The 23,041-nt window shown below is 48.8% G+C and carries 37 protein-coding genes and 1 pseudogene; 36 read left to right on the forward strand and 2 right to left on the reverse strand.

The window, feature by feature from the left end:
• Window positions 1-80 precede the first annotated feature (80 nt).
• From AB9H23_RS00910 to rtcA, 4 genes are all read left to right on the forward strand, one after another.
• The gene (locus tag AB9H23_RS00910; RefSeq protein WP_048176449.1) at window positions 81-407 is read left to right on the forward strand and encodes a hypothetical protein; all 327 of its coding nucleotides are present in this window, start codon (window positions 81-83) and stop codon (window positions 405-407) included.
• Between the two features lie 110 nt (window positions 408-517).
• Window positions 518-1,039: a TIGR00288 family NYN domain-containing protein gene (locus tag AB9H23_RS00915; RefSeq protein ID WP_048176451.1), complete on the forward strand. Its 522-nt coding sequence runs from the start codon at window positions 518-520 to the stop codon at window positions 1,037-1,039.
• 12 nt (window positions 1,040-1,051) lie between these two features.
• A complete protein-coding gene (locus AB9H23_RS00920) occupies window positions 1,052-2,188 on the forward strand; it encodes a TIGR03576 family pyridoxal phosphate-dependent enzyme (protein WP_370005000.1) in 1,137 nt (378 codons plus the stop codon).
• Window positions 2,189-2,339: 151 nt separating this feature from the next.
• Window positions 2,340-3,344, forward strand: a complete 1,005-nt coding sequence (gene rtcA / locus AB9H23_RS00925; protein WP_321212129.1) for an RNA 3'-terminal phosphate cyclase — start codon at window positions 2,340-2,342, stop codon at window positions 3,342-3,344.
• A gap of 50 nt (window positions 3,345-3,394) precedes the next feature.
• Here rtcA and AB9H23_RS00930 read toward each other — a convergent pair whose 3' ends face one another.
• Together AB9H23_RS00930 and AB9H23_RS00935 are read right to left on the reverse strand one after the other, a co-directional pair.
• Window positions 3,395-4,180, reverse strand: coding sequence for a biotin--[acetyl-CoA-carboxylase] ligase (locus AB9H23_RS00930; protein WP_321211666.1), 786 nt, complete (start codon window positions 4,178-4,180; stop codon window positions 3,395-3,397).
• Window positions 4,181-4,184: 4 nt separating this feature from the next.
• Complete coding sequence (locus AB9H23_RS00935) at window positions 4,185-5,660, reverse strand: acetyl-CoA carboxylase biotin carboxylase subunit (protein WP_321211667.1); 1,476 nt, start codon at window positions 5,658-5,660, stop codon at window positions 4,185-4,187.
• An 83-nt stretch (window positions 5,661-5,743) separates the two neighbouring features.
• On the opposite strand from AB9H23_RS00935, the gene AB9H23_RS00940 reads away from it, so the two are divergent.
• The 32 genes and pseudogenes from AB9H23_RS00940 to AB9H23_RS01095 all read left to right on the forward strand — a co-directional run bounded on the left by AB9H23_RS00940 (window position 5,744) and on the right by AB9H23_RS01095 (window position 23,021).
• Window positions 5,744-6,376 (forward strand): METTL5 family protein, encoded by a 633-nt coding sequence (locus AB9H23_RS00940; protein WP_370005002.1) that lies wholly within the window; start codon window positions 5,744-5,746, stop codon window positions 6,374-6,376.
• A gap of 318 nt (window positions 6,377-6,694) precedes the next feature.
• Window positions 6,695-7,495 (forward strand): putative RNA uridine N3 methyltransferase, encoded by an 801-nt coding sequence (locus AB9H23_RS00945; protein WP_370005004.1) that lies wholly within the window; start codon window positions 6,695-6,697, stop codon window positions 7,493-7,495.
• Between the two features lie 29 nt (window positions 7,496-7,524).
• Window positions 7,525-8,538 carry a 50S ribosomal protein L3 gene (rpl3p, locus tag AB9H23_RS00950; protein WP_370005006.1) on the forward strand — a complete coding sequence of 338 codons (1,014 nt, stop codon included), beginning with the start codon at window positions 7,525-7,527 and terminating at the stop codon, window positions 8,536-8,538.
• 12 nt (window positions 8,539-8,550) lie between these two features.
• Window positions 8,551-9,315: a 50S ribosomal protein L4 gene (gene rpl4p / locus AB9H23_RS00955; RefSeq protein ID WP_370005008.1), complete on the forward strand. Its 765-nt coding sequence runs from the start codon at window positions 8,551-8,553 to the stop codon at window positions 9,313-9,315.
• A 21-nt stretch (window positions 9,316-9,336) separates the two neighbouring features.
• Window positions 9,337-9,597 (forward strand): 50S ribosomal protein L23, encoded by a 261-nt coding sequence (locus AB9H23_RS00960; RefSeq protein ID WP_048060727.1) that lies wholly within the window; start codon window positions 9,337-9,339, stop codon window positions 9,595-9,597.
• Window positions 9,598-9,618: 21 nt separating this feature from the next.
• Window positions 9,619-10,344 carry a 50S ribosomal protein L2 gene (locus tag AB9H23_RS00965; protein ID WP_013295316.1) on the forward strand — a complete coding sequence of 242 codons (726 nt, stop codon included), beginning with the start codon at window positions 9,619-9,621 and terminating at the stop codon, window positions 10,342-10,344.
• Between the two features lie 17 nt (window positions 10,345-10,361).
• Window positions 10,362-10,772, forward strand: coding sequence for a 30S ribosomal protein S19 (gene rpsS / locus AB9H23_RS00970; protein ID WP_074358568.1), 411 nt, complete (start codon window positions 10,362-10,364; stop codon window positions 10,770-10,772).
• Window positions 10,773-10,784: 12 nt separating this feature from the next.
• A complete protein-coding gene (gene rplV / locus AB9H23_RS00975) occupies window positions 10,785-11,246 on the forward strand; it encodes a 50S ribosomal protein L22 (RefSeq protein WP_370005011.1) in 462 nt (153 codons plus the stop codon).
• Window positions 11,247-11,249: 3 nt separating this feature from the next.
• Complete coding sequence (locus AB9H23_RS00980; RefSeq protein WP_370005013.1) at window positions 11,250-12,086, forward strand: 30S ribosomal protein S3; 837 nt, start codon at window positions 11,250-11,252, stop codon at window positions 12,084-12,086.
• A gap of 46 nt (window positions 12,087-12,132) precedes the next feature.
• Window positions 12,133-12,327: a 50S ribosomal protein L29 gene (gene rpmC / locus AB9H23_RS00985; protein ID WP_013295320.1), complete on the forward strand. Its 195-nt coding sequence runs from the start codon at window positions 12,133-12,135 to the stop codon at window positions 12,325-12,327.
• Between the two features lie 12 nt (window positions 12,328-12,339).
• Window positions 12,340-12,645 carry a stress response translation initiation inhibitor YciH gene (gene yciH, locus AB9H23_RS00990; RefSeq protein WP_010875652.1) on the forward strand — a complete coding sequence of 102 codons (306 nt, stop codon included), beginning with the start codon at window positions 12,340-12,342 and terminating at the stop codon, window positions 12,643-12,645.
• Window positions 12,646-12,654: 9 nt separating this feature from the next.
• Window positions 12,655-12,936 (forward strand): ribonuclease P protein component 1, encoded by a 282-nt coding sequence (gene rnp1, locus AB9H23_RS00995; RefSeq protein WP_370005016.1) that lies wholly within the window; start codon window positions 12,655-12,657, stop codon window positions 12,934-12,936.
• A gap of 10 nt (window positions 12,937-12,946) precedes the next feature.
• Window positions 12,947-13,267, forward strand: coding sequence for a 30S ribosomal protein S17 (locus tag AB9H23_RS01000; RefSeq protein WP_010875654.1), 321 nt, complete (start codon window positions 12,947-12,949; stop codon window positions 13,265-13,267).
• A gap of 1 nt (window position 13,268) precedes the next feature.
• On the forward strand, window positions 13,269-13,667 hold the full coding sequence (locus AB9H23_RS01005) for a 50S ribosomal protein L14 (protein ID WP_013295322.1): 399 nt from the start codon (window positions 13,269-13,271) through the stop codon (window positions 13,665-13,667).
• Window positions 13,668-13,676: 9 nt separating this feature from the next.
• Window positions 13,677-14,030 carry a 50S ribosomal protein L24 gene (gene rplX / locus AB9H23_RS01010; protein ID WP_013295323.1) on the forward strand — a complete coding sequence of 118 codons (354 nt, stop codon included), beginning with the start codon at window positions 13,677-13,679 and terminating at the stop codon, window positions 14,028-14,030.
• 2 nt (window positions 14,031-14,032) lie between these two features.
• Window positions 14,033-14,760 (forward strand): annotated as a pseudogene (locus tag AB9H23_RS01015) (30S ribosomal protein S4e).
• Window positions 14,761-15,267: a 50S ribosomal protein L5 gene (locus AB9H23_RS01020; RefSeq protein ID WP_013295325.1), complete on the forward strand. Its 507-nt coding sequence runs from the start codon at window positions 14,761-14,763 to the stop codon at window positions 15,265-15,267.
• 2 nt (window positions 15,268-15,269) lie between these two features.
• Window positions 15,270-15,422, forward strand: a complete 153-nt coding sequence (locus tag AB9H23_RS01025; protein WP_010875659.1) for a 30S ribosomal protein S14 — start codon at window positions 15,270-15,272, stop codon at window positions 15,420-15,422.
• Window positions 15,423-15,436: 14 nt separating this feature from the next.
• A complete protein-coding gene (locus tag AB9H23_RS01030) occupies window positions 15,437-15,829 on the forward strand; it encodes a 30S ribosomal protein S8 (RefSeq protein ID WP_013295327.1) in 393 nt (130 codons plus the stop codon).
• Window positions 15,830-15,837: 8 nt separating this feature from the next.
• Window positions 15,838-16,371, forward strand: coding sequence for a 50S ribosomal protein L6 (locus AB9H23_RS01035; RefSeq protein ID WP_321211676.1), 534 nt, complete (start codon window positions 15,838-15,840; stop codon window positions 16,369-16,371).
• A gap of 13 nt (window positions 16,372-16,384) precedes the next feature.
• Complete coding sequence (locus AB9H23_RS01040) at window positions 16,385-16,711, forward strand: 50S ribosomal protein L32e (RefSeq protein WP_013295329.1); 327 nt, start codon at window positions 16,385-16,387, stop codon at window positions 16,709-16,711.
• A 108-nt stretch (window positions 16,712-16,819) separates the two neighbouring features.
• Window positions 16,820-17,266 (forward strand): 50S ribosomal protein L19e, encoded by a 447-nt coding sequence (locus AB9H23_RS01045; RefSeq protein WP_013295330.1) that lies wholly within the window; start codon window positions 16,820-16,822, stop codon window positions 17,264-17,266.
• A gap of 11 nt (window positions 17,267-17,277) precedes the next feature.
• Window positions 17,278-17,856: a 50S ribosomal protein L18 gene (locus AB9H23_RS01050; RefSeq protein ID WP_013295331.1), complete on the forward strand. Its 579-nt coding sequence runs from the start codon at window positions 17,278-17,280 to the stop codon at window positions 17,854-17,856.
• 2 nt (window positions 17,857-17,858) lie between these two features.
• Window positions 17,859-18,503, forward strand: coding sequence for a 30S ribosomal protein S5 (rpsE, locus tag AB9H23_RS01055; protein WP_013295332.1), 645 nt, complete (start codon window positions 17,859-17,861; stop codon window positions 18,501-18,503).
• A 12-nt stretch (window positions 18,504-18,515) separates the two neighbouring features.
• Window positions 18,516-18,974, forward strand: a complete 459-nt coding sequence (gene rpmD, locus AB9H23_RS01060) for a 50S ribosomal protein L30 (RefSeq protein WP_013295333.1) — start codon at window positions 18,516-18,518, stop codon at window positions 18,972-18,974.
• A 15-nt stretch (window positions 18,975-18,989) separates the two neighbouring features.
• Window positions 18,990-19,430, forward strand: a complete 441-nt coding sequence (locus tag AB9H23_RS01065) for an uL15m family ribosomal protein (RefSeq protein ID WP_013295334.1) — start codon at window positions 18,990-18,992, stop codon at window positions 19,428-19,430.
• Between the two features lie 17 nt (window positions 19,431-19,447).
• Entirely contained in the window at window positions 19,448-20,818 is a 1,371-nt protein-coding gene (secY, locus tag AB9H23_RS01070) for a preprotein translocase subunit SecY (protein WP_083772482.1), read from the forward strand.
• Between the two features lie 30 nt (window positions 20,819-20,848).
• Window positions 20,849-21,406 (forward strand): adenylate kinase, encoded by a 558-nt coding sequence (locus AB9H23_RS01075; RefSeq protein ID WP_013295336.1) that lies wholly within the window; start codon window positions 20,849-20,851, stop codon window positions 21,404-21,406.
• 18 nt (window positions 21,407-21,424) lie between these two features.
• Window positions 21,425-21,991, forward strand: coding sequence for an EMC3/TMCO1 family protein (locus AB9H23_RS01080; RefSeq protein WP_013295337.1), 567 nt, complete (start codon window positions 21,425-21,427; stop codon window positions 21,989-21,991).
• A gap of 18 nt (window positions 21,992-22,009) precedes the next feature.
• Entirely contained in the window at window positions 22,010-22,276 is a 267-nt protein-coding gene (locus AB9H23_RS01085) for a 50S ribosomal protein L34e (protein WP_013295338.1), read from the forward strand.
• The gene (cmk, locus tag AB9H23_RS01090) at window positions 22,276-22,794 is read left to right on the forward strand and encodes a (d)CMP kinase (RefSeq protein ID WP_370005022.1); all 519 of its coding nucleotides are present in this window, start codon (window positions 22,276-22,278) and stop codon (window positions 22,792-22,794) included. Before AB9H23_RS01085 ends, cmk begins: the two co-directional genes overlap by 1 nt.
• The gene (locus AB9H23_RS01095) at window positions 22,794-23,021 is read left to right on the forward strand and encodes a 50S ribosomal protein L14e (protein WP_370005024.1); all 228 of its coding nucleotides are present in this window, start codon (window positions 22,794-22,796) and stop codon (window positions 23,019-23,021) included. Before cmk ends, AB9H23_RS01095 begins: the two co-directional genes overlap by 1 nt.
• Window positions 23,022-23,041: the final 20 nt, after the last annotated feature.

Consider the following 23,041-nt stretch of genomic DNA (forward strand, 5'->3'; position numbering starts at 1 on the left):
TATCTTTCTGCTATCAAAAATTATATATGAGAAATTGGATTAAGGGTGAAATCAACCTTTATAACTGTGCGAGTGATATGATGTCCGATAAAAAGATTGAAAAGGAGCTTAAAAAGAGAATAAATCAATTTAAAAAGCTTTTGAAGAATGATGATGAACGTGAGAACTTCTATAACAACATATGTGGTTCTGAAATCCTTGTGAGGATTGAAATATTTCTCCCATCAGGCAACCCTGAAAGGTACTATGACGGGCTTTTCCTTTACCTCAATGATGAGGGCAGAATAGTGAACGCAGAGTACTACTACAATGAGGGCGGCGAGGGGGCCATCACACAGCTCGACGATAAATCCCTTGAGGTTGTAAGGGAGCTCTTTGAGGATGAGCTATCCCTTGAGATCGAATGATCCTGGGATTTTTTGGGGGGGACTACACCAGACTTAAGAAACTTTAACTTTATTTATAATAACTTCAATAATTATTATGATTAAATTTTTTTAGTGGAGGATTCAATACCATGCGAAGTTTTGAAAAACTGACTTCCCTTAAGGAATACATTCCCATCAAGAAAAAGGAGGGCGGTGAAAAGAACATTGGCCTTCTTGTGGATGGGCCGAACATGCTCAGAAAGGAATTCAGTCTGAACCTGGACCTTGTAAGGAAGATAATGTCTGAATACGGGAATATGCGTGTTGGAAAGGTTCTTCTGAACCAGTACGCCTCTGATAAACTGATAGAGGCCATTGTGAACCAGGGCTTTACACCAATTGTCGTGGCTGGAGATACCGATGTCTACATGGCTGTTGAGGCCATGGAACTGATATACAACCCTAATATTGATATAATAGCCCTTATGACACGTGACGCTGATTTTCTACCAATAATAAACAAGGCAAAGGAAAATGGTAAGGATACAATTGTGATAGGCGCCGAGCCAGGTTTCAGTGCTGCACTTCAGAATTCTGCGGACCATGCCATAATCCTGAAACCAGAGAATGGCAGGCCAAGGAAGGGGCATGTTGCAGGGGAAACCGATTGAATTGGTGATTTGATGTTCCATGATCACCTGAATGAGGTTAGGCGCAGGGAACATGCCCTCCAGATAATAGGGGAGCGTATTGCCAGCGGGGGCCGTGAGGGAATATATGATCTCACAGGTCTTTCAGGGGGCTTTCCCCTTGAGATGGAGGATATTGGTCTTCTTGAGACGTACGTGGGACCTGCGGTCTTTGAGGAGAGACTCCAGATAGCTGGCAGAAAGCACATGGGCGGTGAGATGGTGGCCGCCTTTAACAGGACAAGTAGCGCAATACTTGCATCCATCCTGGAACTTGCAGAGCAAGGTTCACTGGTTGTGCACTACCTCCCCGAGCTCCCATCCCACCCATCCATCCCGGCAAGCACCCAACTGGCAGCAGCCAGGTACCATGAGACAGATGACTTCACCGAGGATATACCCGAAAACACATCTCTCGTGGTTGTGACAGGTTCGACAATGGACCACAGGGTGGTTGATGAATCGGAACTCCAGAATGTAATTGAAAGAGCCCACTCTGCTGGGGTCCCGGTACTTGTGGATGATGCATCAGGCGCCAGGCTGAGGACGGTTCTATTTAACCAGAAGAGGGCATGTGACCTGGGAGCAGACCTTGCAGTTACAAGCACAGATAAACTGATGCACGGGCCAAGGGGGGGTCTTCTCGCAGGAAGATCTGACCTTGTGGAGCGGGTTAAATCAAGGGCCTACCGGTTCGGACTTGAGGCCCAGCCACCACTTATCGCTGCAATGGTGAGGGCACTGGAGAGCTTTGACCCATCTGAAATTCTCAACGCCCTTGAGAGGAAGGGGTACCTTCTTGAGGCTCTGAGGGACCTTAAGGTGGAGGAGACACCCACGGGTATCATGATAAAACCTGATTCACTGGAGGAACTCTATGATTCCACATACACCGGTGATGAAATCGGCGTGGCCCTTTCAATGATGCTCCTCTCTGACCATGGAATAATAACCATACCCGCTGTGGGGATGCCAGGGGCATCAAAGACACTGAGGTTTGACCTGGCATCAAGGGACGCAGAGAGGCTTGAGCCTGAACTTCTGAGGGAGGCAATTGAGGACGCAGTGGATAAACTTTCTGGCATCATCAGCGACAGGAAAATGATGGAGAAACTTATCTTAGGGTCATGAGGTTTTTGTGGGCCTTCATGCGCTGAATGGTTTCTCAATGCCAGGAATAATTTTTTTTATCAAATGAAATTTTTACAGTTTAGCACAAAAACCGAAAATGGGCACATCTGAAAGATTCTGAGTTTATCAGGGAGGTGTCAGGCTGATAGTTATTGATGGATCAGAGGGCGAGGGTGGGGGAGCCGTTGTAAGGGTTTCCACAGCCCTTGTAGCCCTGGAATCATGCAGGATACGGATATACAATATCAGGGCCCGCAGGCCAAGGAAGGGACTGTCACACCAGCACCTCACTGCTGTGAGGGCAATTGCAGAGATAAGCAATGGCAGACTCAGGGGGGATGAACTCGGGTCAATGGAACTTGAGTTTTCACCGGGACGTGTTGAAGGCGGGAAATTTGAATTTGACATAAAAACCGCTGGAAGCACGGGACTTGTCCTCCAGGCCATAATGATCGCTTCCACAGCCTCCAGAGGGGAACTGGATCTAACCGTGAGGGGCGGCACCGATGTCCTCTGGGCACCCACAGCAGACTACCTCAGGGAGGTGACGCTCCCCATCCTTGGTATGATGGGTTACACCGCAAAACTTGAGTTAATTGAGAGGGGCTACTATCCCGAGGGTGGGGGTGTGGTCAATGCAACCATTGAGCCATCCACCCTCAGACCCCTGGTACTTGAAGGTGCAGAAATTCACTGTATAAGGGGTGTTTCCCACTCCAGGAACCTTCCGATCCATGTTGCTGAGAGGCAGGCGGAATCAGCCAGAAAGATCCTTGAGAGAACAGGACTCGATGTTGATATACGTGTTGAGGACGCCTCCGGTTCACTGGGAAGGGGCTCGGGTATCACACTCTGGGCCGAGGGTAACACAAGGCTCGGTGCCACTTCACTGGGAAAACCAGGAAAGAGGGCGGAACTGGTTGGGGCGGAAGCCGCAGAGGAACTTCTGGGTTTCATAGAATCTGGCAGAGCCCTTGACAGGTACATGGGCGATCAGATCATCCCCTACATGGCCATCGCAGGAAATTCAAGAGTTTCAACTTGTGAACTCACACTTCACGCAGAGACCAATATAATGCTTGCAGAAAAGATAACAGGAAGGAAATTCAGGGTGGATGGTGAACGCGGGGGGCCAGCCATAATCGAGGCCCTCTGATGGGTATTCAAAAAATCAGGTTAAAGGTGGCACCTGGAGGGCCACCACTATCAGAGGTGTATGCATTCACCGGATATTACTTTGCGGAGTGTTCCATCGTCCAGTTCCAGTATGAGGGCGCCCTCGCTGTTTATGCCGATGGCCTCACCACGGACGATCTCACCCAGCTGCTTCCTTATTTCAACACGCCTGCCGATCGTCTTTGACATCTTCCTCCATTCTCTTAGAATTTTATCCATTTTGCCCTCCTTGAAGGAATCATAGACATCCTCAAAGTTTTTAAGGAACCTTGATATCAGTTCACTGGATTTTATGTCCCTCTGGAGTTCATTCTTAATGGAGGTCGCCCCTTCCCTGAGGTCCTCCGGGAAGTGGCTGATATCCACGTTGGTATCGATCCCCACACCGACAACCACGTATTCGAGGGTATTGAACCTTGCATGGGCCTCTGTGAGTATTCCGCATACCTTTTTATCTCCGATGAGTATATCATTGGGCCACTTTATTCCCACGTCCAGTCCACATTCCTCCTTCAGTGTCCGGGCAACTGCAACACCGGTTACCAGTGTTAGGAGGGGGGCCGTTGATGGGTGAACCTCTGGCCTGAGTATGATGGACATCCATATCCCGCCCTGGGGTGATATCCAGGGTTTACCCCTCCTACCCCTTCCGCGGGACTGGGTCCTTGCAATTACAACTGTACCCTCCGGGGCGCCATCCTCTGCCATCCTCTTGGCCACATTGTTTGTGGAGTCCACCTCATCGAAGCATTTCACTTCATGCCCTATGTACCTGGTTTTTACCTCAACTTCGCATGGATCATAGTAATCCTCCATACCATCACCCCCTTCTTGAGTGCATGTATGCCCCTATGGCTGCAGATATTGCTGCAACCTTCTTTGGTGGTAGAAATGTTGAGTGGAGGCGTTCGACCATCTCCTGGTCCTCTTTGACAATCTTCTGCATCTCAGCGTCTATACCACGCCTGTATTCATCCACAAAGTGTGTGTGAAGTTCCCCCCTCTGGAATGCCTCATTTTTCATTATTGCCTTGTGGAAGGGTATTGTGGTTCTGACACCCAGTATGATGTACTCGCTGAGGGCACGCCGCATACGGTTTATTGCCTCCTGACGGTCCATTCCCCATACTATGAGTTTGGATATCATGGAGTCGTAGAATGGTGGTATCTCATAGTTCATGTAAACCCCGCTGTCAACCCTGACACCTATTCCACCCGGGGATCTGTAACCTGTGATCTTACCGGGGTTCGGGGCGAAATCTGATAGGGGGTCCTCTGCATTTATCCTGCACTCAATTGCATGGCCCCTTATTGTTATGTCCTCCTGTCTGCAGGAGAGTTCCTCCCCTGAGGCTACCCTTATCTGTTCCTTAACAAGGTCCACACCGGTGATCACCTCGGTTATTGGGTGCTCAACCTGTATCCTGGTGTTCATCTCAAGGAAGTAGAAGTCCCCGTTTGAATACAGGAACTCAACTGTCCCTGCATTCTCATAACCTATATACTCGGCGGCCTTAACTGCGGCTGAACCCATTCTTTCCCTCAGTTCAGGGGTCATGATGGGTGATGGTGCCTCCTCCACCAGTTTCTGGTGCCGCCTCTGTATTGAACACTCCCTGTCTGCAAGGTGGATAACGTTTCCATGTTCATCTGCCATCACCTGGAATTCAATGTGACGGGGCTTTTCAAGGTACTTCTCTATGTATACCGTCGGATCCCCGAATGCTGATGCCGCCACAGACTGGGTGGATTCCATAGCCCTTATGAGTTCGTCCTCCTCGTAGACGGTCCTCATGCCTATTCCACCCCCACCTGCTGAAGCCTTTATGATGACAGGGTAGCCGATTGAATCAGCTATCTCAGCGGCCTCGTCAGGGTCACTCACACCCTTATCGGTTCCAGGGATGACAGGGACCCCTGCCTTCTTCATGAGCTTCTTTGATGTTATCTTATCCCCCATGGCCTCGATGACGGAACTTTTGGGACCTATCAGTTTGATTCCGTGTTTTTCACACTCCTCCCCGAGGCCCGGGTTCTCTGCCAGGAAACCATAACCTGGATGGATGGCCTCGGCACCGCTTTCCTCGGCCACATCTATTATCCTGTCTATTCTCAGGTAGCTCTGGGATGGGGATGGTTTACCTATTTCGTATGCCTCATCGGCGTACCTTGTAAAGAGCGCATTCTTATCGGCTTCGGAGTAAACAGCCACGCTTTTTATCCCGAGCTCCCTGCATGCGCGCATAACTCTTATTGCTATTTCACCACGGTTTGCAACGAGGATTTTGCTGAACATCTGACTGCACCCTGAAATTTATAACACATATATATTATATTGGGGTAACTCTTTTTAAGTCTACCACCTTCAGTTATGGTACCATGAGGAGAAAGAGACACCTTGAGATGCTTCTTGAGCGCATCCCTCCCCACCCCCACCCTGACCCGGGCCTTGAACAGTACCTCACCCCGGCACATGTGGCCGCCGAGGTCCTCTGGGCAGCCAGGGCCATGGGGGATATTGAGGGAAGAACCGTTGCGGACCTTGGATGCGGTACGGGTATCCTGGGTATTGGGGCGGCACTTCTTGGCGCAGAGAGGGTTTACTGTGTGGATGTGGATGGAGGGGCACTTGAAGTTGCAGAGGGTGTGGCAGAGGACCTGGGTCTGGGAAACATCCAGTTCATCAAGGCAGATATTCGTGATCATGGGGATCTGGTTAGGGTCACAGGGGGGGTTGATACTGTAATCCAGAATCCCCCCTTTGGTTCACAGGAAAGGGCTGATAGGGGTGCCGACAGGGTTTTCATGGAGGCGGCATCAGCCATGGGGAGGGTTGTGTACTCATTCCACATGGCAGGCTCTGAGGACTTTGTGAGGCGCTACTATGAGGGTCTGGGGGGGAAGGTGACCCACAGACTCCCTGTTGAATTCCCGATACGCCGCACCTACAGTTTCCACAGAATGGAGGTCTCCAATGTGGGTGTTGTGGTGGTGAGGGTTGTTTTCGGGTGATCTGTTGGTTTGGTGGGTTTTGCTGGTTGAGGGTGGGGTGTTGTGGTGGTGAGGGTTGTTTCTGGGTGATCTGTTGTTTCATGTGGCTGCTGGTTGAGGATCTGCCTCTGGAGTTTAAGCATGGGATTATTTCAGCGCTATGTGTGGAACCTACAGCGGAAACTTTAAATATGGTTACTGTACAATTTTTAGTACCTATTGCAATCTGCGGTGGATCCGCTCACATTGTATAACGGGATATACGATGTGGTCTGTGGTTTTACTTGCCCAGTCTGCATTGTGGAAATATTTATAAAAGATTAGGACAAAGATTAATAAATGAATAGAGTAGATTTGTCCATATTTATCCCGGATTCGCTGACGGCAGAGACAGGGGATCTCAAAATAAAGACCTACAAGGTGGGTCTTATTGGAAGGGCTGCAGCGATATTCGGGGTTAACCGCATAGTGATCTATCACGATGATGCAGACGGAGAGGCAGGATTTATCAGGGATATCCTGAACTATATGGATACCCCCCAGTACCTTCGCAGGAAGGTTTTCCCGATAATGAAGGAGTTGAAACATGTGGGTATACTCCCACCTCTGAGAACTCCTCATCACCCAACTGGAAAGCCCGTGGCTGGAGAATACAGACAGGGATTAACAGTCAAAAGGGTAAAAAAAGGAACTCTTGTGGATATTGGCGCAGATAAACTTGCACTGTGCAGGGAAAAACTCACTGTAAATAGGGTAATGAGTTTCAGGGTTATCCGGCTGGGTAAGGAAATACTGATAGAGCCAGATGAACCAGAGGATAGATACTGGGGATATGAGGTTCTGAGCACCGAACAGAGCCTCTCAAAAAGCCTGAAAACAGTGGATGCCGATGTTGTGGTGGCAACATCAAGGTATGCTTCGCCCATTACTTCTATTCTGAATGAAGTAAAGTCAAAGGTGGAGGGCGCCTCCAGGGTGGCCATCCTGTTTGGAGGTCCTTACAAGGGATTACCAGAGATCGATGCGGATGTGTGGGTTAACACCATTCCTGGACAGTGTACAGAAACTGTAAGGACCGAAGAGGCTGTTTTAGCTACTCTCTCAGTATTCAACATGCTAACTCAGATTGATGAAAAATGAATATGAATGATGTAAGGAGGTAAACTTAAATGGCTAGACATCATCAACCAAGAAAAGGATCAGTTGCATTCAGTCCAAGAAAAAGGGCGGCAAGGGAAACTCCCAGGGTCAAGTCATGGCCCCAGGTGGATGAACCTGGACTTCTTGCCCTGGCAGGTTACAAGGCAGGGATGACCCACGTAATGATGGTTGATAATCAGAAAAATTCCCCCACAGAGGGGATGGAGGTTTCAACTCCAGTCACAATACTTGAGGTCCCACCACTAACCGTGATGGCTGTCAGGGCCTATGAAAGGACAAGTCGGGGCCTTAAGACCCTTGGAGAGGTCCTGGCCACCGAGACAAAGGAGGACCTCAGAAGGAAACTCACCCCACCTGCAGAGGACTACGACCAGGAGGCCGCAATCGAAAGGATAAGGTCAAACATGGAATACGTTGCAGATGTCAGGGTTATTGTACACACAAACCCCAGACTTGCAAGCGTACCCAAAAAGAAACCTGAGGTCTTTGAGTGCGGTCTCGGAGGCAAGACCCCTGAGGAGAAATTCGAATACGCACTGGGAATCCTCGGCAAGGATGTGAGGGCATCAGAGATATTCTCCGAGGGAACATTTGTTGATGCCATAGCAGTGACTAAGGGTAAGGGATTCCAAGGTCCCGTTAAGAGATGGGGTATAAGGATACAGTATGGTAAGGCTGCAAGAAGCAGTAAGGGAAGACACATAGGGTCACTGGGTCCATGGACACCATCAAGGACCATGTGGACAGTTCCACAGGCAGGGCAGATGGGTTACCACAGGAGGACCGAGTACAACAAACAGATACTCAAGATCGGTGACGCCAGCGAGGCAGACCAGGTAAACCCCAGCGGTGGATTCGTAAGGTACGGTCTTGTCAGGAACGATTATGTAATGGTTAAGGGGTCAGTTCCAGGCCCAACAAAGAGGCTTGTGGTGCTCAGGAAGGCCATAAGGGCTGCAGGTAAGCAGGAAGAGGCACCCCAGATAAACTACATCAGCACAGCATCAAAACAAGGAGTATAAGAGTGGTTCAAAATGAAGATCAAGGTTTATTCCCTAGAAGGTGAAGCCATAGATGAAATGGAACTTCCTGAAATTTTCAATGAGGAGTTCAGGCCCGACGTGATAAAGAGGGCTGTTCTATCAGCACAGACCGCGAGGGTACAGCCATGGGGTCCAGACCCAATGGCAGGTAAAAGGACCTCTGCCAAGTCCTATGGTGCCGGGCGCGGTGTTGCAATGGTTCCACGTATAAAGAATGGTTCAAGGGCAGCCTTCGTTCCCCAGGCAGTTGGCGGTAGAAGGGCCCACCCACCGAGGCCACAGAAGAACTACCATGAGAGAATAAACAGAAAGGAAAGGAGACTCGCAATAAGGTCCGCCGTTGCAGCAACAGCCAGGAGGGACCTTGTGGAGGCAAGGGGTCACCGGATAGAGAATGTGCCCCAGGTGCCCCTGGTGGTTGACGATGAACTCTCCAGAATCAAAAGGACAGCAGATACAAGGGAAGTCTTCAGGAAACTCGGAATCATGGACGACATCGTGAGGGCAAAGGAAGGTAAAAAGATAAGAGCTGGAAAGGGAAAGATGAGGGGAAGGAAGTACAGGACACCCAAAGGTCCGCTCATAGTTGTTGGCGAGGATAAAGGTATTGCGCTGGGCGCAAGAAACCACCCTGGTGTGGACGTTGTTACCGTGGAAAACCTCAACGCAGAACTCCTCGCACCTGGAACCCACCCCGGAAGACTGACCGTCTTTACAAGATCAGCAATAGAAAAACTTGAGGGACTCTTTCAGTAAAAATTAGGTGACGGTGTAATTATGGATCCATATGCTGTTATCATGAAGCCACATGTCACAGAAAAGAGCATGAACCTTATAGATCAGAACAACGAGCTGGCATTTGTGGTTATGAGAAAAAGCACAAAAAAGGATGTTAGAAGGGCATTCGAGGAACTCTTTGCAGTTAAGGTTGAGAGGGTTAACACCCAGGTAACCCCAAGGGGCCAGAAGATTGCCTACATAAAACTGGCAAAGGAACACAGTGCAGAGGATATAGCTGTTAAACTGGGAGTATTCTAGAATAATGAGGAGGATATTCAGATGGGAAAAAGGTTAATATCACAGAGGAGAGGAAGGGGAACTCCCACTTACAGAAGTGCATCCCACCGCTTCAAGGGCAAAATAAAATACCGTGCATACGACTCCCTTGAAAGTGACGGATGTCTCAGGGGAAAGGTCGTTGACATAATGCACGACCCTGGAAGGACAGCCCCTGTTGCCCTTGTGAAATTTGAAAACGGTGAGAAGAACCTCATACTCGCACCTGAGGCTTTAATGCTTGATGAAGAGATTGAGTGCGGGGCAAAGGCAAAGGTCAAACCTGGAAACTCACTCCCACTCAGTGAAATTCCAGAGGGGACACCCATATACAACATTGAAAACAGACCAGGAGACGGAGGCAAACTGGTGAGGTCCTCCGGTACCTACGCTTCTCTAATCACCCATGATGCTGACAAGGCGGTTATTGAACTCCCATCAGGTGAACTCAAGGCACTCAACCCACAGTGCCGGGCAACCGTCGGTGTCGTTGCTGGAGGAGGAAGAAGGGAGAAACCATTCCTCAAGGCAGGTAAGAAGTACCATGCCCTCAGGGCCAAGGGTAAGAAGTCAGTTACAGTCAGGGGTGTTGCCATGAACGCAGTCGACCACCCACATGGTGGTGGAAACAGACAGCACCCAGGTAGGCCAACAACTGTCTCAAGGCATGCTCCTCCAGGAAGGAAGGTTGGTTCAATAGCTGCCAGAAGAACAGGGAAAAGGAGATAAAAAAAGGAGGTGACCTATTGGCACGTAAAGAATTTAGGTATCGCGGCTACACCTTGGAAGAACTGCAGGAGATGCCACTTGACGATGTAATCAAGTTGTTCCCATCAAGGCAGAGAAGATCCCTCAAGAGGGGATTCCTACCAAGGCAGAAGAAGGTACTTGAGAAGATAAGGAAGATAAAAAAAGAGGGAAAGACTGAGGGAAGACCACCGGTCATCAGGACACACTGCAGGGACATGATAGTGCTGCCTGAGATGGTTGGGATGACCTTCGGCATCCACAACGGAAACGAATTTGTGGAGGTCACAATCCAGCCAGAAATGATCGGCTGCTACTTCGGTGAATTTGCACCTACAAGGAAGAAGGTTGAGCACGGAGATCCCGGTATGGGAGCTACAAGATCCTCAATGTTCGTGCCTCTTAAATAAGGAGACTAGACAATGGCTAAGGTTAAATACGCTTATAAAGAGGAAGACAGGTCAAAAACAGCCAGGGCTTCAGCGACTCACCTCAAGATTTCACCAAAGCACGCTGTGGAGATATGCAGGGAGATCCGGGGAATGGAACTCGAGAAGGCCAAAAGATACCTTGAGGAGGTTATCAGGATGGAGAGGCCGGTGGCATTCAAGAGATACAACCGGAAGGTCGGCCACAGGAGGGGCCTCAATGGATGGGCCAGCGGCCGTTACCCTGTTAAGGCAGCAGGTCAGATACTGAAGGTCCTTGAAAATGCCGAGGCCAATGCAGAGTACAAGGGACTCGACACCGAGAAACTCAGAATAATCCACATATCCAGCCACCGCGGGCCAGTTATAAGGGGCTGGATTCCAAGGGCCTTTGGAAGGGCCACACCATTCAACACACCAACAACACACGTTCAGATAGTTCTGGGGGAGGCATAGATTTTGATAGAGAAAGATTTTGTCGTTGAAGGGCTCAGAAGGACAAGGATAGACGAATACCTTGAAAAGGAACTTGAAAGGGCAGGCTACGGTGGCATGGATGTTCAGGTCACCCCTATGGGTACAATGGTTGTCGTCTACGCTGAAAGGCCAGGTATGGTAATTGGACGTGGCGGTAAGACAGTGAGGGCAATTACCCAGAAACTCAAAACCAAGTTCAACCTTGAAAACCCCCAGGTTGAGGTCAAGGAGGTTGATGTGCCTGAACTCAACCCCCGCATAATGGCCCACAAGATAGCTGCCATGCTCCAGAGGGGCATGCACTTCAGGAGGGTTGCATACACCACAATGAGGAGGATCATGGCTGCAGGTGCCCAGGGTGTTGAGGTTACCATCTCAGGTAAGATAAGGGGTGCCCGTTCAGCCACAGCCAAATTCACAGACGGCTACATAAAGAAGTGCGGCGAACCCTCAACCAAACATGTCAAGGAAGGATTCGCAACAGTGCAGCTCAAACCAGGTGTTCTGGGGGTATACGTCCGCATAATGCCTCCCGAAGTTGTACTTCCAGACAAGGTTGAAATAGAGGCTCCTAAAGTAACTGAAACTCCCTCAGAAGAACCTGCAGAACAGGTTGAATCCGTTGAGGAGATCGAGAATCTTGAAGAGGTCGAGGATCTCGAGGAGATAGAGGAGATTGAGGATCTTGAAGAGATTGAGGATCTCGAGGAGATTGAGGAGATTGAGGATCTTGAAGAGGTCGAGGATCTCGAGGAAGACCTTGAATCAGCGGAAGAAACAGAGAAAGAGGACACAGATGGTGAAGAATCTGAAAAGTAATATATATGGACAGATTCATATCAGTGAATAATAGAAAGGGATTGAAATGGCGATACTTAGGAGCGAAGAGATAAGGGAAATGGATAGGGAGGAACTCCAGAAGAAGCTGGATGAACTCAAGGCAGAATACGCCAGATACATTTCCAAGAGCGCTGCTGCCGGGATCCATGAAAACCCCGGCAAGATGAGGGAAATCCGAAGAACAATAGCCCGTGTTCTCACCATCATGAATGAAAAATAGAAGGAGAAATAAATGAAAATCTGCGATGTTTGCGGTCTTCCGGAGGAACTTTGCGTCTGTGAGGAAATAGCACGCGAAGTTCAGACATTAAAGGTATACACAGTGAGGCGAAGATTCGGTAAAGTGATGACCATCATAGAGGGCATCGATGAACACGATATAGACATAAAGGAGCTCACAAAGATACTGAAGGCAAGATGTGCCTGTGGAGGTACTGCCAAGAAGGGCCAGATAGAACTTCAGGGGGACCATAAGAAGAAGGTCAAGGAAGTTCTAGCGGATATGGGCTTTTCATCAGACACGATAGAGATAAGGTAGGGGTTTACATTGATAACCCCCCGTAACATTTTCAGACATGAGCTTATTGGCCTTTCTGTGAGAATAGCCAGGAGTGTTCACAGGGACATTCAGGGAATATCGGGAAGAGTCGTGGATGAAACCAGGAACACCCTTAAAATTGAACTGGAGGATGGCAGGGAGATAACGGTTCCAAAGGGAATAGTCGTCTTCCATTTCAGAACACCAGAGGGTGAAGTGGTTGAGATTGATGGTGGAGCTCTGGTAGCTCGTCCTGAGGAGAGAATAAAGAAGAAATTTAGAAAACCATAGTGGTGATAGAATGGTCGGCATTGATGTTCCAGAACCTAAATCTAAATGTAGTGATCCTAACTGTCCTTTCCACGGGGACCTCCCATTGAGGGGTCAGATACTGGAAGGAACTGTCGTCAGTGACAAGGCAGAAAGGACAGTAACCGTTGAAAGGAGTTTCTACAAATTTATACGCAAATATGAGAGATACGAAAAGAGAAAATCCAAGATAAAGGCTCACAAACCTGACTGCATAGATGTCAGGGTAGGGGACACAGTGAAAATTGCTGAATGCAGACCCCTCAGCAAGACTAAGAACTTTGTAGTGGTCGAGGTGAAGGGGGAAGAGTAAGATGAAGGCAATAGCATCCAAGGTTACAAGGGCTTTACCTGTAGGGGCCAGACTCCAGTGTGTTGACAACACAGGCGCAAGGGAAGTTGAGATAATCTCTGTCAGAGGATACAAGGGTGTTCGCAGGAGACTCGCAGCAGCCGGTGTTGGCGACATGGTCGTGGTCTCTGTGAAGAAGGGAACAGTGGACATGAGGAGGGAAGTCCTCAACGCTGTTGTTGTGAGACAGAAAAAGGAATACAGAAGACCTGACGGATTGAGGGTGAAATTTGAGGATAACGCTGCAGTTATAGTGAGCCCAGAGGGAGTCCTCAAGGGTTCAGAGATAAGGGGTCCTGTTGCAAAGGAAGCAGCCGACAGGTGGCCCAGTGTGGGAAGTGCAGCCAGCATAATAGTATAGGGTGATATAATGTCAAAACAACCCAGAAAGCAGAGGAAATACATTTATGAAGCACCATTACACGCTCGTCGCAAAATGATGAGCGCAGCCCTAAGCAGGGAACTCAGGGAGGAATACGGTAGAAGGTCCCTGCCAGTGAGGAAGGGAGATAAGGTTGAGGTTCTCCGCGGTGACTTCAAGGGACATGAGGGTAAGGTCGAGAAGGTGGACCTCAAGAGGTACAGGGTCTACGTTGAGGGCGCCACAATACAGAAGGTGGACGGAACCTCAGTTTACTTCCCGATACACCCCTCAAACATCAGAATAATTGACCTCAACCTTGACGATGAGAAGAGAATGAAAATATTAGAACGGAAGGGATAAACATGGCGATAATGGCATCAAGAAAGCACCTTAAACGTTTCAGATCACCAAGTCACTGGCCCATTCATCCCAAGGAATACAAGTGGACCGTAAAGCCATCCCGGGTCCCCATGCAATTGAGGCATCATTACCCCTGATGATCATTGTGAGGGACATCCTTGGGGTTGCAGACAATGCAAGGGAAGCCAGGAAGATCATAAACAGCGGTGAGGTCCTGGTGGACGGAAGGCCAAGGAAGAACTACAAATTCCCTGTTGGGTTCATGGACGTTGTGAGCATACCCCGCACAGGTGAGGTCTACAGGGTTCTCCCTGATGAAAGGGGAAGGCTGGTCTTACACCCCATCGGTGAGGAGAACGCGGGCTTCAAGCTCTGCAAGATAGTTAACAAGACAACCATCAGGGGCGGAAAAACCCAGCTCAACCTCCACGACGGCCGCAACTACCTCTCAGAGGACGAGTTCCGTGTGGGGGATGTTGTGAAGCTGGCGGTGCCTGAACAGGAAATCCTTGAGAGGATACCCTTTGAGAAGGGCAGCCTTGGCCTTGTAACAGGGGGCCGCCACACAGGTGAAATTGGAAGAATCAAGAAGATAAACATAACAAGGTCACCAATGCCAAACACAGCGGTCATTGAGACCGAAGCAGGGAAGACATTCCTCACACTCAAGGATTACGTGTTTGTCATTGGAAAGGACGAGTCAGTGATCTCACTTCCAGGAGGTAAATAGATGAACCCCATGGAGGAAGTAAGGATATTCAAGGTCACCCTTAACATAGGTGTCGGTGAAGGGGGTGAAAGGCTTGCAAGGGCTGAAAGGCTTCTTGAGGAGATGACAGGCCAGAAGCCTGTGAGGACCCACTCAAAGGTCACAAACCCCGAGTTTGGTATAAGGAAAAAGCAGCCCATCGCATGCAAGGTCACCCTCCGCGGTGAAAGGGCCGAAAAGGTACTCAGAATGTTCCTTGAGGGAATAGGAAACAGGTTGAAAGCCAGCCAGTTTGATGAATACGGTAACGTTTCAATGGGTATCGAGGAACACATCGACATACCTGGAATGAAGTACGACCCTGAGATAGGGATATTCGGTATGAACCTTTCTGTGACCTTTGAGAAGCCAGGTCACAGGATAAGCAGACGAAGGATACAGCGCAAAAAGGTTCCTGAAAAGCACAGGGTCAGCCGTGAAGAGGCAATCGACTTCATGAAGGAAAAATTCCAGGTTAAAATAGTCTGAAGGTGATTGTTTTGCCAAGGAAATATGGAAAGGCATCAAGGAAATGCTCAAGATGCGGGGATCACTCTGCCCTGGTCAGAAGATATGGATTAATGCTCTGCAGGCAGTGCTTCAGGGAACTCGCACCTAAAATCGGGTTTAAAAAGTACAACTGAAAGAGGTGTTTACTGTGACTCTTATGGATCCTCTCGCAAACGCCCTGACCAACATAAGGAACAATGAGATAAGGGGTAATGTTAAGTGCAGGATAACCCCTGCATCAAAGCTCATAGGGCGCGTGCTGAGAACAATGCAGAAGGAAGGCTACATCGGGGAATTCGAATACGTTGACGACGGCAGGGCCGGAAAATTCATCGTTGAACTTGAAGGAAACATAAACCAGTGTGGGGTTATAAAACCCAGACACGCTGTTAAGAAGGACGAATTCGAAAAATTTGAGAAAAGATATCTGCCAGCTAAGAACTTCGGGATAATAATCGTATCAACCCCTGAGGGAATAATGACCCATAAAGAGGCCAAAGACAGGGGTATCGGCGGTAGACTGCTGGCTTACGTCTACTAGGTGATAACATGGTTCTAGCAGCTATGATCCGGGAAGAAATACCCATCCCTGAGGATGTTAACGTCACCATCGATGGTGAAGTTAAGGTTAAGGGTCCAAAGGGTGAACTCTCCCGAAAATTTAACCACTCAGAGATATCAATGGCCGTTGAGGACGATAAGGTGGTCCTTGAGGTTAAATTCCCAAAGAAAAAGGACAAGGCAATGATAGGGACAGTTAAGGCCCATATAAACAACATGATAAGGGGCGTCACCGAGGGATTCACCTACCGCATGAAGATAGTGTACGCCCACTTTCCAATGAGTGTGAAGGTGGCAGGGGATAAGGTTTTAATAGAGAACTTCCTCGGGGAACGCCACCCAAGGACCGCAAAGATAGTGGGAGATACAAAGGTCCAGGTAAAGGGCGACGAGGTTGAAGTAACAGGCATCAACAAGGAACACGTGGGACAGACAATGGCGAACCTTGAACAGGCCACCAAGATTAAGGGAAGGGACCCAAGGGTTTTCCAGGACGGCATATACCTTGTGAGCAAGGAATAGGGATGGTGATTCGATGAGGAAAAAATTTAAACGACAGGAATACGCCCGATACAAAAAACTGGGGGAAAAATGGAGGAGGCCCAGGGGTAAAACAAGTAAAATGAGAAAATATGAAAAGGGCAAACCTGCAATGCCTGCGATTGGCTACAGGAAGCCAAGGGACCAGAGGGGTCTCCACCCATCAGGATATGAGGACATCCTTGTTTCCAGCATGAGGGAACTTGAGGAACTGGACCCTGAAAAACAGGCTGCAAGGATAGCATCAACTGTGGGTGCCAGGAAGAAGACACTCATGCTTGAAAAGGCAAGGGAACTTGGCATAAAAGTTCTGAATCCATAATATGGGGCTGGAAGGGGTCTTATTTTCCAGTCCAGGGAAAACACTTTAAGGGGATGCCCGATTTTTCGGGTCTATCAGCAAATTGCTGAACACAAGGAGGTTTCTTGAATGAATCTTACTACTCAGAAAAGATTAGCTGCAGACATACTGAAAGTAGGGGTTAACAGGATATGGATTGACCCTGAGAGGATCGATGAGGTCTCAAGGGCAATAACCAGGGACGGTGTAAAGCAGCTAATAAAGGACGGCGCAATAAAGGCTAAACCAAAAAAGGGCATAAGCAGTTACAGGTCAAAAAAGATAGCCCAGCAAAAAAAGAAGGGAAGAAGAAGAGGACCTGGAAGCATAAAAGGTGCTAAGGGCGCCAGAAAACCAAGGAAAGAGGAATGGATGACCACGATAAGGGCTCTGAGGAAGGACCTCAGGGAGATGAGGGACAACCGTGAAATAAACAAGAGCACCTATCGTAAACTCTACAAGATGGCAAAGGGCGGAGCCTTCAAGAGCAAATCTTACATGAAAACCTATGCCCGGGACCACGACATGCTCAGGTAGGAGGGATCTGATTGGCACATGGACCAAGATACAAGATGGCATTTAGAAGACGAAGGGAAGGTAAAACTGATTACCGGGCCCGCTATAAGATGGTGGAAACAGGCAAATCCAGGCTTGTTGTCAGAATAACCACGTATCATGTTATTGCACAGATAATCAACGTGGGAATGGATGGGGACGAAACACTGGTCTCAGCCCACTCAAAGCAGCTCCAGAAAATGGGATGGCTTGGAGGCACAAGCAATACAGCAGCAGCATACCTGACAGGATACCTCTGCGGTAAAAGGGCTCTGAAGGCAGGTATAGAGGAAGCTGTCCTTGACATAGGACTCAGACCTGCCATAAGGGGTTCAAAGGTATTCGCAGCACTTAAAGGGGCTGTTGACGCAGGGCTCAAAGTACCACACGGTGAATCAGTACTTCCCGACGAATCAAGGATAAGGGGCGAGCACATAAAGGAATATGCAGAATCCCTTGACGAGGAAGAACGCAAGAAGAGGTTTTCAAGGTACCTTGAAAGGGGTCTTTCCCCTGAGGACCTGCCTGAACACTTTGAAGAAATAAAAAACAGGATAGATGAAGAGGTATGATTATGAACTTCAACATGGAGGAATGGGAGCCAAGGACCAACCTTGGACGCCTTGTGAAGGAGGGTGTCATAACAAGTATCGATGAGATCTTTGAAGAGGGACACCCAATAATGGAACTTGAGATAATCGATGCACTGCTTCCTGACCTCGAGGAGGAGGTCATTGACGTTAACCTTGTCCAGAGGATGCACAAATCAGGAAGGAAGGTCAACTTCAGGGTCATAGTTGCAGTGGGCAACAAGGACGGATACGTTGGACTCGGACAGGGCAAGGCCAGAGAGGTTGGACCTGCAATCAGGAAGGCAGTTGACGATGCAAAATTCAACCTTATAAAGGTCAGGAGAGGCTGCGGTGACTGGGGATGTGTCTGTGGAAGGGAACACACGGTACCCTTCAAGGTCTCAGGCAAGAGTGGAAGTGTCCGCGTAACCCTCATACCAGCACCGGGTGGTGTTGGACTTGCAATAGGTGACGTTGGCAAGACCATAATGAGGCTTGCAGGTATAGATGATGTATGGTCACATACACGTGGACAGACACAGACCACAGTCAACTTTGCCAGGGCAACCTTCGATGCCCTCAAACAGCTGAGCAAGGTAAAGGCAAGCGAAAAGGACCTTAAAAACCTGGGTGTTTGCAGTACCTGAAGGTGATTTCAGATGTTCGCAGTAGTAAGGGTAAGGGGATCAGCGGGTGTCCGAAGGGACATAGCTGACACCATGGAGATGTTAAGACTCAACAGGATAAACCACGCAGTACTGGTTGAGGACACACCCAGCCACCTTGGCATGCTCCAGAAGGCCAAGGACTACATAACCTGGGGTGAAATTGACCAGGAAACCCTGACAGCCATGATAGCCAAGAGGGCAAGAATCATCGGAGGGGAAAGGTTAACCGATGAATACATAAAGGAAAACACAGAGTATGATTCAGTGGAAGAATTTGCAGGGGCTGTCTTCAGGGGTGAGGTTAAACTTGAGGACGCAGGAATAAAACCTGTGTTCAGGTTACACCCCCCGAGAAAGGGATATGAGGCCATAAAAAAGGCCTTCAATGAGGGCGGAAGCCTCGGATACCGTGGCGAGAAGATAAATGACCTCTTGAAGAGGATGATCTAAGCGGAGGAATTACTCATGATCCGAAAAAGACGAAAGATCACAAGGATGAGGGGCTCACGTACCGTCGGTGGAGGATGCTCCAAGAAGAGAAGGGGAGCAGGTCACCGCGGAGGTAGAGGACAGGCCGGTGGACACAAACACCACTGGACATGGATCGTCAAGTACGACCCAAAACACTTTGGAAAGTACGGTTTCAAAAGGCCCCAGAAACTCATAAAGAGGCTGGAAACAGTTAACCTTGCCTACATCGACGAAAGGATTCCTGGCCTCCTTGAGAAGGGAATCGCATCTGAAGAGGACGGAATGGTGGTTCTGGATGTGAGGGACCTTGGCTTCGAAAAGGTCCTTGGAAGCGGAAGGATCACACGACCCGTCCACATTAAGGCCCTTGAGTTCTCTGAGAGTGCCGTTGAGAAGATCACAGAGGCCGGGGGAAAGGCTGAAGTGATAGAGTAAACCAGCATTGACAAGGAGTGGAGCAGTTGAAGGAAAAATTTGAGCCCATATTCTCAGTCCTGCCACAGGTTAAATCACCTGGCTACAGGGTACCATTCAGGGAGAAACTCAAATGGACAGGTATAATCCTTGTCCTCTATTTCTTCCTGGCCCAGATACCACTCTACGGTTTAAGCCCAAGGGCTGTGGACCAGTTTGCCCAGCTGAGGGCTGTTCTTGCAGGAAACTTCGGTTCAATACTCACACTGGGTATAGGACCCATTGTGTCAGCATCAATCATACTCCAGCTTCTGGTTGGAGGTAAGATACTGAAACTGGACCTCTCGAAGCATGAGGATAAGGCCTTTTTCCAGGGACTGCAGAAACTCCTTGCCATCGTATTCACCTTCTTTGAGGCACTGATATTTGTACTGACAGGGTCACTGGCACCATCAGCCCCCCAGTTTGTCTGGATACTCATACTGCAGCTCACAATTGGAGGAATACTCATAATATTCCTCGATGAGGTTGTATCCAAATGGGGCTTTGGTAGCGGTGTTGGACTTTTCATTGCAGCAGGCGTATCCCAGGAGATAATTGTGGGTGCCTTCAACCCCCTCTCTGCACCCACGCAGCCAGGGGTACCCGCCGGTAGAATAACAGGTTTCCTCTACCTCCTCTTCACAGGGCAGAGTCCTGATTTCCAGTACTACGTCCTGCCTGTACTGGCCCTCATTGGAGTTTTCCTCGTCGTTGTCTATGCCGAGAGTATGAGGGTGGAGATACCCATATCCATGGGAGGGGGTAAGAGGCTCTCAAGGGGCGCTGTCGGAAAGTATCCCCTGCGTTTCATATACGCCAGTAACATGCCGGTTATACTGACAAGCGCACTCCTCCTGAATGTTCAGTTAATGGCGAACGTATTCCAGAAACTTGGCTACCCCATACTTGGTACTGTAAGCAATGGGCAGGCGGTTGATGGGCTCGCATATCTTCTCACGGCTCCACGCTCAATCGACGCCATCATACTGGACCCATTCAAGGTACTGTTCTATGCGGTTGTATTCATAGGGCTCTGTATCCTCTTTGCCTGGCTCTGGGTTGAGATAAGTAACATAGGTCCAAAGCATGTTGCAAAACAGCTTTACCAGATGGGTATGCAGATTCCTGGTTTCAGGAGCAGCAGGGGGCAGTTCGAGAAGATACTGAAACGCTACATACCCACGATAACGATCCTGGGAGGGGCATTTGTGGGGCTCCTTGCATTCGTAGCTGACCTGACGGGTTCTCTTGGTGGAGGTACAGGTGTCCTTCTAACGGTGGGTATAGTTTACAGGCTCTATGAGGAGATTGCCCAGGAGCAGCTGATGGATATGCACCCCATACTCAGAAGCTTCCTGGGAGATTAGGATAATCTTTTAATCCATGGGAGTGGTACAATGAAGGTTGTTGTAGTTGCAGGTATACCCGGTTCAGGAAGCACGACGGTCCTTGAGAACACCCTCAGGGAGCTTGACTATCTCAATGTGAATTACGGGGATGTCATGCTTGAAATAGCCCGTGAAAAGGGACTTGTTGAAAACAGGGATCAGATGAGAACCCTTGAACCTGGAGTTCAGAAGGAGATACAGAGGGCGGCTGCGAAAAGTATAAGAGAAAGGTCACTGGAAAATAATATAATCGTCGATACACACTGCACCATAAAGACGCCTGCTGGTTTTCTGCCAGGTCTTCCAGTATGGGTTCTTGAGGAACTGGAACCTGACATGTTTGTGCTTGTGGAGGCTGATCCAGAGGAGATCTTCACAAGAAGAATTAGTGATACTTCCAGAAACAGGGATATGGAATCCCTGCAGGAGATCGACCTCCATCAGCAGATGAACAGGGCGGCTGCAATGGCCTACGCCACCCTCACAGGCGCAACAGTTAAGATTGTTAAGAACCACAACAACCAGCTTGAGTCTGCAGTCAGTGAGATGAAGAACATTCTGGAGTAAGATAAAGAGGAAACAAAAATGGTTCTTGAAGTCGTATACGGGGCACTGAACGCTGTATTCGGTCCATTCATTGCAATGGACCCGAATCCACAGAACCCCATCCTCACGGTATTCCTGATATCAGCAATAGTGGCCTTTATCATCACACTGGCAAACAAGTTGCTCGTGGACCAGGAAAGGCTCGAAGAACTTAAAGCTGAAATGCAGGAATTCCAGCAGGAGATGATGGAGGCAAGAAAGAAGAATGACATGCAGGCGCTTGAGGAGATCCAGAAAAAACAGATGGAGTTCATGGACAAACAGCGCGAAATGATGACCATGTCATTCAAACCAATGATAGTCACATTCGTGCCCATAATCCTTGTCTTCTACTGGATGGGACAGGAACCACACATAGTCAAGACACTGGTGATATTGCCCCAGATTGCATACTATGTCCTCCTTGTCCCCCTGTGGCATATGTTCTATGGCATGCCACCAAACGCCCCATCCTATGCCATAGGATGGCTTGGCTGGTACATCTTATGCTCCTTTGCAATGTCCCAGATATTCAGAAAGTTCATGGGACTTAAAGGTGGAATGTAACTTTATGGAGAGATTGAAATGCCAGAGTTAAGATACAGATCCAGATCATATAAGAGAATCTTCAAGAGAACTCCTGGAGGAAGGACGGTTATACATTACCGCAGAAAGAAACCATCAAAGCATGTATGTGCTGGCTGCGGAAAGCCACTCCATGGTGTTCCAAGAGGAAGACCCTACGAGATAAGAAAACTCTCAAAGTCCAAGAAGAGACCCAACAGACCATACGGTGGTTACTACTGTTCAAGCTGCGCACGCAAAGTCTTTAAGAAAGAGGCAAGGTCATAATGATCATAACCATCGGTGGTCTGGCCGGCACTGGCACAACAACCGTTGCCAGGATTCTGTCTGAGAGGACCGGGATACCCTGTGTATCTGCAGGTGATGTGTTCAGGCAGATGGCTGCTGAGAGGAAACTTGACATACTGGAGTTCAGCAAACTCGCAGAGGAGAATCCAGAGATAGACATAGAGATCGACAGGAGACAGGCCAGACTTGCAGATGAACACGAGGACCTCATACTTGAGGGAAGACTCTCTGCACACTTTGCAAGGGCGGATCTGAAGGTCCTGCTGATGGCACCCTTTGATGTGAGGGCACAGCGAATAAGTATCCGGGAATCCAAGGACCTGGAGACGGTCAGGGATGAGATCAGGATACGTGAGGCCAGTGAAGCCCAGAGGTACAGGGAGATTCACGGTATAGATGTGGATGACCTTGAGGTATACGACATTGTGATAAACACCAGCCATTTTGACGCTGAAGGCGTGGCTGAAATCATACTAAAAGTTACCGAGGTGATTTAATGGCAGCAATAGAAGTTGGAAGAGTATGTGTGAAAACCGCAGGTAGAGAAGCCGGTGAAAAATGCGTGATACTTGATATCATCGATAAAAACTTCGTTGAAGTTGTGGGTGTCAATGTTAAGAACAGGAGGTGTAACATAGGACACCTTGAACCAACAGAGAAGAAGATAGAGATCAAATCCGATGATATCGAGGAAATAAAGAAGGAACTTGAATCCCTTGAATAAACCCACCTCTTATTTTTGCA

Source organism: Methanothermobacter sp. KEPCO 2 (assembly GCF_041228365.1).
Lineage (GTDB): Archaea > Methanobacteriota > Methanobacteria > Methanobacteriales > Methanothermobacteraceae > Methanothermobacter > Methanothermobacter marburgensis.

Bases quoted from the DNA above. Each gene is read 5' to 3' on its own strand.
- AB9H23_RS00910 (WP_048176449.1), top strand. From the start codon at position 81: ATGTCCGATAAAAAGATTGAAAAGGAGCTTAAAAAGAGAATAAATCAA.
- AB9H23_RS00915 (WP_048176451.1), top strand. From the start codon at position 518: ATGCGAAGTTTTGAAAAACTGACTTCCCTTAAGGAATACATTCCCATC.
- AB9H23_RS00920 (WP_370005000.1), top strand. From the start codon at position 1,052: ATGTTCCATGATCACCTGAATGAGGTTAGGCGCAGGGAACATGCCCTC.
- AB9H23_RS00930 (WP_321211666.1), bottom strand. From the start codon at position 4,180: ATGGAGGATTACTATGATCCATGCGAAGTTGAGGTAAAAACCAGGTAC.
- AB9H23_RS00935 (WP_321211667.1), bottom strand. From the start codon at position 5,660: ATGTTCAGCAAAATCCTCGTTGCAAACCGTGGTGAAATAGCAATAAGA.
- AB9H23_RS00940 (WP_370005002.1), top strand. From the start codon at position 5,744: ATGAGGAGAAAGAGACACCTTGAGATGCTTCTTGAGCGCATCCCTCCC.
- AB9H23_RS00945 (WP_370005004.1), top strand. From the start codon at position 6,695: ATGAATAGAGTAGATTTGTCCATATTTATCCCGGATTCGCTGACGGCA.
- rpl3p (WP_370005006.1), top strand. From the start codon at position 7,525: ATGGCTAGACATCATCAACCAAGAAAAGGATCAGTTGCATTCAGTCCA.
- rpl4p (WP_370005008.1), top strand. From the start codon at position 8,551: ATGAAGATCAAGGTTTATTCCCTAGAAGGTGAAGCCATAGATGAAATG.
- AB9H23_RS00960 (WP_048060727.1), top strand. From the start codon at position 9,337: ATGGATCCATATGCTGTTATCATGAAGCCACATGTCACAGAAAAGAGC.
- AB9H23_RS00965 (WP_013295316.1), top strand. From the start codon at position 9,619: ATGGGAAAAAGGTTAATATCACAGAGGAGAGGAAGGGGAACTCCCACT.
- rplV (WP_370005011.1), top strand. From the start codon at position 10,785: ATGGCTAAGGTTAAATACGCTTATAAAGAGGAAGACAGGTCAAAAACA.
- rpmC (WP_013295320.1), top strand. From the start codon at position 12,133: ATGGCGATACTTAGGAGCGAAGAGATAAGGGAAATGGATAGGGAGGAA.
- yciH (WP_010875652.1), top strand. From the start codon at position 12,340: ATGAAAATCTGCGATGTTTGCGGTCTTCCGGAGGAACTTTGCGTCTGT.
- AB9H23_RS01000 (WP_010875654.1), top strand. From the start codon at position 12,947: ATGGTCGGCATTGATGTTCCAGAACCTAAATCTAAATGTAGTGATCCT.
- AB9H23_RS01005 (WP_013295322.1), top strand. From the start codon at position 13,269: ATGAAGGCAATAGCATCCAAGGTTACAAGGGCTTTACCTGTAGGGGCC.
- rplX (WP_013295323.1), top strand. From the start codon at position 13,677: ATGTCAAAACAACCCAGAAAGCAGAGGAAATACATTTATGAAGCACCA.
- AB9H23_RS01020 (WP_013295325.1), top strand. From the start codon at position 14,761: ATGAACCCCATGGAGGAAGTAAGGATATTCAAGGTCACCCTTAACATA.
- AB9H23_RS01035 (WP_321211676.1), top strand. From the start codon at position 15,838: ATGGTTCTAGCAGCTATGATCCGGGAAGAAATACCCATCCCTGAGGAT.
- AB9H23_RS01040 (WP_013295329.1), top strand. From the start codon at position 16,385: ATGAGGAAAAAATTTAAACGACAGGAATACGCCCGATACAAAAAACTG.
- AB9H23_RS01045 (WP_013295330.1), top strand. From the start codon at position 16,820: ATGAATCTTACTACTCAGAAAAGATTAGCTGCAGACATACTGAAAGTA.
- rpsE (WP_013295332.1), top strand. From the start codon at position 17,859: ATGAACTTCAACATGGAGGAATGGGAGCCAAGGACCAACCTTGGACGC.
- rpmD (WP_013295333.1), top strand. From the start codon at position 18,516: ATGTTCGCAGTAGTAAGGGTAAGGGGATCAGCGGGTGTCCGAAGGGAC.
- AB9H23_RS01065 (WP_013295334.1), top strand. From the start codon at position 18,990: ATGATCCGAAAAAGACGAAAGATCACAAGGATGAGGGGCTCACGTACC.
- AB9H23_RS01075 (WP_013295336.1), top strand. From the start codon at position 20,849: ATGAAGGTTGTTGTAGTTGCAGGTATACCCGGTTCAGGAAGCACGACG.
- AB9H23_RS01080 (WP_013295337.1), top strand. From the start codon at position 21,425: ATGGTTCTTGAAGTCGTATACGGGGCACTGAACGCTGTATTCGGTCCA.
- AB9H23_RS01085 (WP_013295338.1), top strand. From the start codon at position 22,010: ATGCCAGAGTTAAGATACAGATCCAGATCATATAAGAGAATCTTCAAG.
- cmk (WP_370005022.1), top strand. From the start codon at position 22,276: ATGATCATAACCATCGGTGGTCTGGCCGGCACTGGCACAACAACCGTT.
- AB9H23_RS01095 (WP_370005024.1), top strand. From the start codon at position 22,794: ATGGCAGCAATAGAAGTTGGAAGAGTATGTGTGAAAACCGCAGGTAGA.